Origin of the sequence: Sulfurimonas sediminis (assembly GCF_014905115.1) — a bacterium.
In the GTDB taxonomy this organism is placed as follows: Bacteria; Campylobacterota; Campylobacteria; order Campylobacterales; family Sulfurimonadaceae; genus Sulfurimonas; species Sulfurimonas sediminis.
This window is the reverse complement of the sequence record NZ_CP041235.1, coordinates 1,712,017-1,722,998: the sequence shown is the minus strand read 5'-3', so window position 1 is coordinate 1,722,998 and position 10,982 is coordinate 1,712,017. Positions and strand designations below refer to the sequence as shown.

Below are 10,982 nucleotides of genomic sequence, written 5' to 3'. Positions count from 1 at the left end.
GCAAAGAGGAGATGAGAATGAGGTTTATTTTTTTATTTGTTATCCTGCTAACGAAAATATATGCAGATTCAGATGCTTACAATCGTGGTGAAATGCTTTTCTTTGCCAATGCCTGTTCAAGTTGTCATGGACCCTCTGCCGAAGGAAGCAGTACCTATCCGAGACTTGCAAACAAAAAAAGCAGCTACCTGAAAAAGAAACTAATTGATTTTCGCGAAGGAAAGGCCAGCAGTGTTTCACAGCAAATGATGGCTCAGTTTGCGAAAAAACTGAGTGATCAGGATATTGACGATTTGTCCTTTTTTCTTTCCAATCACAAAGAAGTCCCTGTTGAAGATGTACAGGACGATATACTGGGCGGGTTTGGTTCATAAACCTGTCCCGACACTTCTGACTCCAACCTTACTCAAAAAGAATTTTCATTTAATTTTATTACATTAATGCGGCATAAATAGAGTCTGTAACCAAATCGTTACTAAATTGTTATGTTGCTGAAATCATGAAGGTATATCATTTCATAAATTTAATTACGGAGATTCTTCAATGAACAAGTTCAAATTGATAACACTTAGTTTAGTAACAGCAACAGCAATCGGTTTTAGTGGTTGTGGTGGCGGTGGTGGCGGTACCACAGATACAACAACGCCAACTCCAGACACAACAACACCAGCTCCAGACACAACAATACCGGATGCGAATACAACAACACCGAACACTGCAACAGTAACAAAGATGGATCTTTCAGGAGACATTACAGCAGATATGACTTTAACAGCAGACAAAGTATGGAGACTCAACGGTCTTGTAACGGTAACAAACGGAGCGACATTGACAATCGAGCCGGGAACTGTAATCATTGGTAAGTCAGGAACAGGTGCAGCTACATCATACATGATTATTGATAAAGGTGCAAAAATTATTGCTGATGGTACTTTTGACAAGCCTATTGTATTTATGAGTGAGACTGCTTATGACGGTGGTGCTGACGAGTGGGGTCAATGGGGTGGTTTAACACTTATCGGTAAAGCCGGAAATTCTCAAGTACAGCCATATGAAGTAAATCCTGCTTTTACTGCGGATTCTACAGATTTGGCTGATAATTCAGGTGTTTTAAGAAATGTAAAAATTCTTAACTCCGGTATTACTATGGAAGTAGATAAAGAGGTGAACGGTTTGTCTATGGTTGGTGTTGGTTCAGGCACTGTTGTTGAAAATATCACAGTAAACAAATCTGATGACGACTGTATAGAGATCTGGGGCGGTACAGTCAACCTTACAAATGTAGATGTTTCTGAGTGTAGTGATGATCACTTCGATATTGATGACGGATACAGCGGAACGGTAACAAACCTTACAATTCACCAGACTACAGGAAACTCCGGTATTGAAATGTCAGGGAATACTGTAGCAACATTTGATAACTTTGATATTTATGTAGCTTCTTCGGCTGCTAATACTGCAAAAGAGGGTGCAATCTATTTCAAAAAAGACGGTATCGGCGGACACTTTAAAAATGGTACGGTTATGTATGATATTAATTCCACATATGCTGCAATTTATTCGGTAGGGACTGCAGATATAGCAAATACATCTTTTACTAATGTCTCTTTGATCGGTTCCAACCCATTAAAATTCAATGGAGACCCTGCCGGAAATTCTGCAACTGACCTTCAGACTGTTTTTACAAGTGATACTACGAATAAACTGAATGCAACAGTCGCAAAAACGGATCTTTCAGGAGACATTACAGCAGATATGACTTTAACAGCAGACAAAGTATGGAGACTCAACGGTCTTGTAACGGTAACAAACGGAGCGACACTTACAATCGAGCCGGGAACTGTAATCATTGGTAAATCAGGAACAGGTGCAGCTACATCATACATGATTATTGATAAAGGTGCAAAAATTATTGCTGATGGTACTTTTGACAAGCCTATTGTATTTATGAGTGAGACTGCTTATGACGGTGGTGCTGACGAGTGGGGTCAATGGGGTGGTTTAACACTTATCGGTAAAGCCGGAAATTCTCAAGTACAGCCATATGAAGTAAATCCTGCTTTTACTGCGGATTCTACAGATTTGGCTGATAATTCAGGTGTTTTAAGAAATGTAAAAATTCTTAACTCCGGTATTACTATGGAAGTAGATAAAGAGGTGAACGGTTTGTCTATGGTTGGTGTTGGTTCAGGCACTGTTGTTGAAAATATCACAGTAAACAAATCTGATGACGACTGTATAGAGATCTGGGGCGGTACAGTCAACCTTACAAATGTAGATGTTTCTGAGTGTAGTGATGATCACTTCGATATTGATGACGGATACAGCGGAACGGTAACAAACCTTACAATTCACCAGACTACAGGAAACTCCGGTATTGAAATGTCAGGGAATACTGTAGCAACATTTGATAACTTTGATATTTATGTAGCTTCTTCGGCTGCTAATACTGCAAAAGAGGGTGCAATCTATTTCAAAAAAGACGGTATCGGCGGACACTTTAAAAATGGTACGGTTATGTATGATATTAATTCCACATATGCTGCAATTTATTCGGTAGGTACTGCAGATATAGCAAATACATCGTTTGAGAATGTCTCTTTGATCGGTTCCAATCCATTAAAATTCAATGGAGATTCTGCTACTGATCTTCAAGCTGTTTTTGAAAACGGTGCGGGTAACAAATTAAACTAGTCTTTATGAGAACAACCAGGCATTTAAATGTCTGGTTGTTTTTCATTGTAACCATTATGTAATCTTCCTGTAATCTTTCTAAAACCTACTTCTGATATTCTTCGCTTAAATTAATTATAACGACGGAGAAAACATGATCTTTTATCATAAGAAGATAATCTATTCAATTGCTTTATCAGCAACTTTATTATCTGTACCACTATCTGCTGCTACGCCCAATGAAGAGCTTGCAACATCAATTATTAAATTGCGAGGGGATGTTGAAAGAATTTATTCCAACATCAAAGAAAACAAACAGAGATACAACTCTGAGATGAAATCTCTGTCAATGCAGATTATTGATCTGCAGGCGCAAATTAATAGAAAAGCAACTGCGATTAAACTGACAGAAAATGATCTTGAAAAGATAAAACAGAAAATCAAAAAGACTTCTGACGGGAACAAAGATCTCAAACCCTTAGTTCTCGATGCACTTGCCTTATTGGAAAAATCCATACGAGAGGGAATTCCCTTTATGGTACAGGAAAGAGTGAATGCACTGCACAAGATTAAAACGGATATGAATGAGGGCCTTATAACAAACGAAAAGGCTCTTGCACTTACATGGGCAAGCTATGACGATACTATCAGGATTACAAAAGAGATAGGACTCTTTAAACAGCAGATTGACTTTAAAGGAAAACAGGTTTTGGCAAAAATAGCAAAACTCGGTTCTGTCGCTCTGTTCTTTTCTACGCCGAGCAATGAAGTTGGCTATGTTGTGAAAGAAGATAATAATTATATCTACAGACATATAACTGACCCTAAAGATATAGAAAAAATAGTTGCACTGTTTGATGCGCTCCAAAAACAGATAAAAACCGGTTTCTTTGAATTACCGAATGCTTTAGTTTTACAAGGGAGCAACTAAATGAAAATTTTACTTACATTGTTTTTACTGTTATCAACACTATTGAGTGCAGATGAATTAAGAGATGCTTACGAAAAAGAGTTTACTTTTTTAAAAGCACAAAAAACAGAACTTGAAAAAAGACTGCGCCAAGAGAAATTGTTTCAAACAAAAGAGGTAGCCACAACAAAGCAAAAAGTACAGAACTTGCAAAACAGATATGTGAAGCTTTCTCAGGAAGAGAAAAACCTAGAAAATCAAATGCAAAAACTTTCTGTCAAACTTGATGATAAAAGATCAAATAAAGAGATTATTGCAAGTGTACTCATTCAAGCGAAATCACTCCTTGACGAGTATAATATAGAAGTAAACGACAAAAAAGATGCAGATATTCTAAAAGTCACGAGAAAGGCTTTTGTAGACGGAGCACATCTTTATAAGCAACTCTCTTCTTTAGAAAAAGAGAATGGAAAATTCTATCTTACAGATGGTACAAAAACAGATGGAACTATCATTAAAATTGGAAATATCGCAGCATATGGAGTTACTGACAAAGCAAAGGGTGCCTTGGCCCCGGCAGGCAACGGTGAGTATAAAATTTGGAACCAGGATGCCAGTGCCGATGCTTTGGCTTTTGCAAAAGGCACTCCAAGAAAAGATATTAAAATATTTATTTATGAAAATCTTGATAAAGATGTAGAGTACAAGAAAGAAAAGACCTTGGAAGATACTATTAAGGGCGGTGGTACGATTGGATATATCATCTTAATTCTGGGTGCTTTAGGTTTACTGCTTATACTCATCAGAACCGTACTTTTGATACGTGCGGGTTCCAATGTAAAAGAAATTACAAATACAGTCGTAGAAAAGCTTCGAAATAACAAGCCGCAAGAAGCACTCGAAGCGATTAAAGGCTATAAAGGTTCAACGGCCCGTGTCATTAAAGCAACACTCCGAAACATAGACAAAGACAGAGACCACATAGAAGACATTGTGACAGAAAATATTTTAAACGAATCAAGCCATATTGACAGATTTGGTAACTTTGTACTGGTTTTGGCTGCTGTGGCACCGCTTCTGGGACTGCTTGGAACAGTGACCGGTATGATAGCTACCTTTGACATCATTACAGAATTTGGTACGGGAGATCCAAAATTACTCTCAGGGGGTATTTCAGAGGCACTTGTTACAACAATGTTAGGTTTGATAGTAGCCATTCCGTTACTGCTTTTAGGAAATTTACTCAGTGGTTGGGCACAGAATATCAAAGATTCTATGGAACAGGCTGCCCTGCATATCGTGAATGAATATGAGGTTCATAAAGAAAAATGATGAACGAGATATTAGTCTACTGGAATCAGTTCATAAATATTATGAACTCTGGTGGAATCATCATGTGGGTACTTTTCGCACTGAATCTGCTTTTGTGGTACGGCATCGGTTATCGCTATCTTACTCTTAAAAGAGGGACGCGTGGCAATGTAAGACGTCTTATAGAAAAACATGAAAAAAGAGGCAGCGAAAAAAAATATTCCGGTCTTTTAGACTATGTTGTTGCTGATTCGATACAAGCATATAAAACAGCGCAAAGTATTGGTAAAAAGCCACGGGCATTTATTTATGATGCGATTTTTCCATACATAATACTAATAGGAAAATACTCAATTTTGGTAAAAACAATAGTCATTCTGGCTCCTCTTGTAGGACTTTTGGGAACTGTTGCAGGAATGATTGAAACTTTTGACGCACTGCAGTCAAGCTCTATGTTTTCACAGGGAGACTCTATTGCCGGCGGTATTTCAAAAGCTTTGTTTACAACAGAGCTTGGTCTTGTTGTCGCCGTACCGGGTTTGATTATAGGAAAAATTTTAGATAAAAAAGAAGAGCAGTTCATACTTGAATTTGAACAAATTGTGGACATACTCAGTACAAAGGATGAAAAATGAGATTTAGACAAAAAAGCCAAAACGTAGATACTGTTGATGTTTCGCCACTAATAGATATGGTTTTTATTCTTCTTATATTTTTTATGGTGACGACGACGTTTGTAAAAGATATGAAATTAGATTTAAACCGTCCTTCAGCAGCATCAGCATCGCTTGCGTCAACAAAGGTTATACGGGTATATATAGATAATAACAGTGAAATTTATATAGATAACCAACCGGTAAAATTATGGGCGATACAGAGCAAACTCAGAGACCTTTTACGCGCATCAACAGAAAAATCGGTATTGGTTGTAAGCGATGACACTATTGCCGTCAATGTTCTTATTGATGTTGTAGATGAAATACGCCAAAGTGGTGCTAAAGATGTCGCGGTTTCTACCACTAAAGAGATGGGATAAACAAATAATGCCTGAAAAAAAATATTCAACAAAAGGAAGAACTTTATCAGCACTTCTTATTATGCTCTTTGGCGGAATTTTGATGGTTGTGCTTGTTGTTTCCTTTAACAAAAATATCGAAAAAAAAGAGCCTGTTGTTAAAAAAGAGATACGACAGATAAAAAGTGTGAAAACCAAAGTAACACCTGAAAAACCAAAACCTAAACAAAAACCAAGGCCAAAAAAGGCGCAGCCAAAAGCACCGTTGCCAAATTTAGACTCATCATTGGCAGGTATTGCTATGGATATTCCGGAGTTTCAAACTGACAATATCGCAGGTGATGCGAATAAACTGCTTGAAGATATTGTGCAAGATACAATTATGAATGAAAATACGGTGGATGTAAAACCAAGCATTGTATCAAGACCACCATTGGAGTATCCTGAAGATGCTGCAAAAAATGGTATCAAAGGGTATGTGGTTATTAATATTCTTATTGGAAAAGACGGAAATGTCGAGATTGCCAAAGTTTTAGAATCTCAGCCAACCGGAATATTTGACCAAGCAGCGCTTGATGCTGTTTACTCATGGAGATTTAGCCCTGCTAGATATAAAGGTAAGCCTGTGAAAATGTGGGCTAAACAAAAAATTAGATTTCAGTAGGGAATGCAAATGTTTACAAAAATATTACAGAGTTTGTTGCTAACACTGCTTTTAAGCAGTCATGTTATTGCCAAAAAGGATGATGCGGTTTCTATTGATCATATTGCACTTGCGACATTAATGATATATGACGGGAAATATGAAAAAGCACATGAGGAACTGGATATTGTAAATCAAAAATCTCCAACTTTTGATGCGGCTAAATATTATACGGTCCTGGGTGTTTTATACTCTAAAGAAGGAAAAACAAAAGAGGCAATACAAGCTTATAGAGAGGCAATAGAAGCTACAAAAATAAAAGAGTTTAAAGCTCCGAAAGTTGAAATACAGGAGAAGTATCTTTTTTCTATAGGAAGTCATGAAAAGGAAAAAAGCAGACAACCGGAATTTAATCCTAAAAAGAAACGACAGGAAAAGTTAGAACAGCTTTACATGTATCTGGCTTCAGAGTATCACAAGATTAAAGATTACAAAAACACAGTCAAAAGTCTTGACAATGCAGGTGAAAAAGGAAAAAACCGTGCTGAGCTTTTTACTTTGAGAGCGGAATGTTATTACAAAACCAAAGCGTATGACAGTGCCATTAAAGCATTGAGTACAGGTATGAAACTCTTTCCAAAAAGCAGTACTGTATTGCTGAAACAAAAATTTTACTATCTTGCTGATTTTGGATTGTATCAATCCGCCATAAAAACAGCAAAAGAGTATATGCAGCAAGTCAACAGTAGTCCAAAAGAGTATATAGCACTTGCACAGATGCTTCTTGAGGCAAACCAGATTGACAGTGCTGTTGAAATACTCGAAGATGCGAAACTGAAATTTCCAAAAAATGCAAAATTAAGTTTTTTGCTGGGGCATTTATATCTTAAAAAAGATATGAAATTTACGACAGCAAATCTCTTTGAAGAGAGTTCTTATTTTGACAAAAAGTATCTCAAGGATGCTGTGGAGATGAATAGACGTGTGGGACAAACTACACATGCACTCTATCTTAATACGCACAATATAGACAAGGTGGAAAAATTGAAACAAAAAATAGCACTTTACCTTGATGCGCAAGAGTTTAGAAAGATTATAGGACTGAAAAAAGCGCTGCTTCGTTATAAAATGCTTGATGATGATAATCTTCGGTATGCTCTTGCCTATTCGTATTATATGGCAGGTGATTACAAAAATGCCGAAAAAGAGCTGAAGCATATTTCAAACAGCGAGCTTTTTAATAAAGCAACAATCATTAGAAAAAATATAGAAAAATGTACAAACAACAGTCTGGAGTGTTTATAAATGAAACAGTTATTTAAGATATTACTGATAACTCTGTGTAGCATAGGCAGTCTTTATGCAGAAGATACGGGTTCGGCTTCCGTATTTTCCTTTTTAAACGGGATGCCACTGGAAAACAATGAGATTTTAGTCGATGGAAAATATAAATATTATACTGATGAAGATGGAAGTGTAGAGATTGTTTTGGAAACAGGAAAACATCAGATAGAGATTTTTGCCAAAGATAATCAAGACCATAATCTCGGATATACAAAAAAAACTGTTACTATTAAAGATTCCCGAGATACACAGCTTATTGCGACTTTTAAAGAAAACAGTGCTGTACCCTATGTGGAAATTGATACACCGGTAGGTGATACAAACAGTATAGTTGCCAAAAATTTTGCAATCTTGCAAGGAAGCGTTCTCAGTGAGGAAGACGGCAAAGGTGTGGCAAATGCAAGAATCTTTGTCAAAGGTACTGATATAGATGCAAGAACTGATGAAAACGGCAGTTTCAGTATTACTATACCGGCGGATACAAATCTAAGTATTTCAATAGTCCATTCAGAATACAGTGCGCAAACCCTGAATAACATCAGAGTAAAAAAAGACAAAACACATAAAGTCACTGTAAAATTGACACCTGCAAGTATGGAACTTGAAGAATTTATTGTTTTGGCGCCTCAGGTAAAGGGAAGTATTGCTGCAACCATGAATGAAGAAAAAAATGCCAATGCTATTACAAATATTGTGGGCAATGAGCAGATTGCCAGACAAGGAGACAGTGATGCAGCCGGAGCATTAAAGCGAATTACCGGTGTGACGATAGTTGACGGAAGTGATGTTTATGTCCGTGGTTTGGGAGGAAGATACTCAAATGTTGAAATGAACTCTATGCCACTGCCGTCTCCGGACCCGCAAAGAAGAACGGTTCCTTTGGATATATTTCCGGCAGCGGTTATTGGGTCTATGCAGGTGCAAAAGAGTGCAACGGCAGATATACCGGCAAGCTTTGGCGGAGGATATGTGAATATCCGAACAAAAGAACAGGCAAAAGAGAACTATTTTAGAATTACAACAGAACTGAAAATGAACTCTTATACCGGAAAAAAGGTAGCAAACTATGAAGGCAGCTCTACTGATTGGCTTGGGTATGATAACGGGTACAGAGCTATACCTTCTGATATTTTAAAAGATTCAAAAATTGTTGTAGGTGAGCGTGTTCCCTCTTTTGATCCGGCAAATAATGCTGAGTATATGCAACAGATTACACAGAGAAGTTTTAATATTACTCCACAGACATTAGCTCCTGGCGGAAAAGTGTCAATAGAAGGAGCGTATAATCAAGATATTGCTAACAGAGGGCATATTGCAGTTTTTGCAAACTACTCTTATGGTCAGGATCATACGTATAGAGAGGAGAAGTATTACAATTATAATTATAACCAGGCAACTGATACACTCTATGAAACACCAAATCAAGAAGGAGATGTATACAAAACGGTTGATCAGTATAAAAACTCTGCAATTTTAAATGTTCATTATAGTTATGCCAATGTTTTAAATTTAAAGTTCACACAGCTTTACAGCAAAATATCTGAAAAGGTAACGAAAATTACAGATGGTGTTGCAGGATCAAATGACGACTGGAGAATTACTTATGATTTAAACTGGGAAGAAAGAACACTGCTTGCCAGTCAATTTTCAGGAGATATGCTTTACAGTGTTGTTGATTTAAAAAATAAATTTTCTTTTGGTGCTGAAATAACGCAGGCCCTTCTTGACCAGCCTTCAAACTACCGATATACCTATTTTAGAAATATAGGATTGGATGGTGTACAGATTGGAGATCCTTACCTGGACAGATATGCACCAAATGTTTTTTTAAATCTTACAACAAATGATGACCTGATGGCATTTTATCTTAAAAACAGAACAGAATTTGAACTTCTGAGCAAGGATGATTATCTCGAAATCGGTTGGAGCAACAGTGCAAAAACAAGAGAATCCCGTTATAACAAATATCGTGTGAATCAGTCAAGCAATGCAGGAAGACTAACTGAGGATATAGATACAATCTATAATAAATATCTTGATGATTTTTCTCTTGATATCTCTTTTCAACCAGCGTACTGGTATGATGCTGAGGTTGATGAGACGAGTACGTATGCAAACCTGTTCTTAAAACCTACAAAGAAGACAGAGCTCCTGATAGGTGCCAGAAGTACAGACTTTCAACAAACTGTTTATCAGTATACAAATTTTAACAACCTGTTTATACCAATAGAAAAAGTGCCTGAAAACTTGTCTTTCAATTCTGTTTTACCAAGTATGACATTCAAGTATATTTTTGATAAAAAGAATCAGATAAACTTTGCCTATTCACAAACGTATATTGTTCCGGATTTAAGAGAATTTACAGATACCGAGTATTTTCATCCCTATGACATAGCAACAGTAAAGGGGAATCCGGATTTGAAAAATACAGACATAACAAACTATGATCTGAGATTTTCTCACTATTTTTCATCAACAGAGAATATAACTTTTGGTACATTCTACAAATATTTAGATAAACCTATTGAGGATGTTTTGTTACCCACCTCTTCTTTGCCAAGATACAGTTATGCCAATGCAGACTATGCAACACTTTATGGGATTGAACTTGATGGGAGAAAAAATTTTGATTTTATTGCCAACTCTTTTAAACGATGGTATTTTTCTGGAAATTTTTCCTATACGAAATCAGAAGTCAATCTTACGCCTCAGCAGCAAGAACTGTATACAACAAATAAAAGAGAGTTGCAAGGGCTCTCGCCTACTGTTGTGAATGTAACCGTTGGTTATGAAAAGAAAGATAGAAGTGTAACACTTTCGTACAATAAAATGGGTGAACGTATCCGTAAAGTCGGTATGATTGATGCAGGTGAGCGTTATCCTGACCATTATGAGGTACCTCCGCAAATTGTTGATTTTGTTTGGATAGAAAAATTTAAGAACCATATTGCCCTGAGACTAAGATTAAAGAACCTTCTTGACGAAGAGACAATTTGGTATCAGGGAAGCCGATCCAATGTTACCAAAAAATTCCGTACCGGCCGGTTTTATAGCTTTTCCTTCAGCTATAAGTATTAAACATCATT

At 36.9% G+C, this 10,982-nt stretch carries 9 protein-coding genes; all 9 read left to right on the top strand.

Annotated elements, in window-relative coordinates:
* Positions 1-17: 17 nt before the first annotated feature.
* The gene (locus tag FJR45_RS09265) at positions 18-374 is read left to right on the top strand and encodes a c-type cytochrome (protein WP_193150276.1); all 357 of its coding nucleotides are present in this window, start codon (positions 18-20) and stop codon (positions 372-374) included.
* A 169-nt stretch (positions 375-543) separates the two neighbouring features.
* Positions 544-2,694 carry a beta-helix domain-containing protein gene (locus FJR45_RS09260; RefSeq protein ID WP_193150275.1) on the top strand — a complete coding sequence of 717 codons (2,151 nt, stop codon included), beginning with the start codon at positions 544-546 and terminating at the stop codon, positions 2,692-2,694.
* A gap of 133 nt (positions 2,695-2,827) precedes the next feature.
* A complete protein-coding gene (locus FJR45_RS09255) occupies positions 2,828-3,604 on the top strand; it encodes a DUF3450 family protein (RefSeq protein WP_193150274.1) in 777 nt (258 codons plus the stop codon).
* Complete coding sequence (locus tag FJR45_RS09250; RefSeq protein ID WP_193150273.1) at positions 3,605-4,915, top strand: MotA/TolQ/ExbB proton channel family protein; 1,311 nt, start codon at positions 3,605-3,607, stop codon at positions 4,913-4,915.
* Positions 4,915-5,529 (top strand): MotA/TolQ/ExbB proton channel family protein, encoded by a 615-nt coding sequence (locus FJR45_RS09245; protein WP_193150272.1) that lies wholly within the window; start codon positions 4,915-4,917, stop codon positions 5,527-5,529. The genes FJR45_RS09250 and FJR45_RS09245 overlap by 1 nt, the downstream gene beginning before the upstream one ends.
* Positions 5,526-5,930, top strand: a complete 405-nt coding sequence (locus FJR45_RS09240) for an ExbD/TolR family protein (RefSeq protein ID WP_193150271.1) — start codon at positions 5,526-5,528, stop codon at positions 5,928-5,930. The genes FJR45_RS09245 and FJR45_RS09240 overlap by 4 nt, the downstream gene beginning before the upstream one ends.
* 7 nt (positions 5,931-5,937) lie before the next feature.
* A complete protein-coding gene (locus FJR45_RS09235) occupies positions 5,938-6,573 on the top strand; it encodes an energy transducer TonB (protein ID WP_193150270.1) in 636 nt (211 codons plus the stop codon).
* A gap of 9 nt (positions 6,574-6,582) precedes the next feature.
* Entirely contained in the window at positions 6,583-7,857 is a 1,275-nt protein-coding gene (locus FJR45_RS09230) for a tetratricopeptide repeat protein (protein ID WP_193150269.1), read from the top strand.
* Positions 7,858-10,974, top strand: a complete 3,117-nt coding sequence (locus FJR45_RS09225; protein ID WP_193150268.1) for a TonB-dependent receptor domain-containing protein — start codon at positions 7,858-7,860, stop codon at positions 10,972-10,974.
* Positions 10,975-10,982: the final 8 nt, after the last annotated feature.

Excerpts from the sequence above, each read along its gene's own strand:
- FJR45_RS09265 (WP_193150276.1), top strand. The coding sequence starts at position 18 with ATGAGGTTTATTTTTTTATTTGTTATCCTGCTAACGAAAATATATGCA.
- FJR45_RS09260 (WP_193150275.1), top strand. The coding sequence starts at position 544 with ATGAACAAGTTCAAATTGATAACACTTAGTTTAGTAACAGCAACAGCA.
- FJR45_RS09255 (WP_193150274.1), top strand. The coding sequence starts at position 2,828 with ATGATCTTTTATCATAAGAAGATAATCTATTCAATTGCTTTATCAGCA.
- FJR45_RS09250 (WP_193150273.1), top strand. The coding sequence starts at position 3,605 with ATGAAAATTTTACTTACATTGTTTTTACTGTTATCAACACTATTGAGT.
- FJR45_RS09245 (WP_193150272.1), top strand. The coding sequence starts at position 4,915 with ATGAACGAGATATTAGTCTACTGGAATCAGTTCATAAATATTATGAAC.
- FJR45_RS09240 (WP_193150271.1), top strand. The coding sequence starts at position 5,526 with ATGAGATTTAGACAAAAAAGCCAAAACGTAGATACTGTTGATGTTTCG.
- FJR45_RS09235 (WP_193150270.1), top strand. The coding sequence starts at position 5,938 with ATGCCTGAAAAAAAATATTCAACAAAAGGAAGAACTTTATCAGCACTT.
- FJR45_RS09230 (WP_193150269.1), top strand. The coding sequence starts at position 6,583 with ATGTTTACAAAAATATTACAGAGTTTGTTGCTAACACTGCTTTTAAGC.
- FJR45_RS09225 (WP_193150268.1), top strand. The coding sequence starts at position 7,858 with ATGAAACAGTTATTTAAGATATTACTGATAACTCTGTGTAGCATAGGC.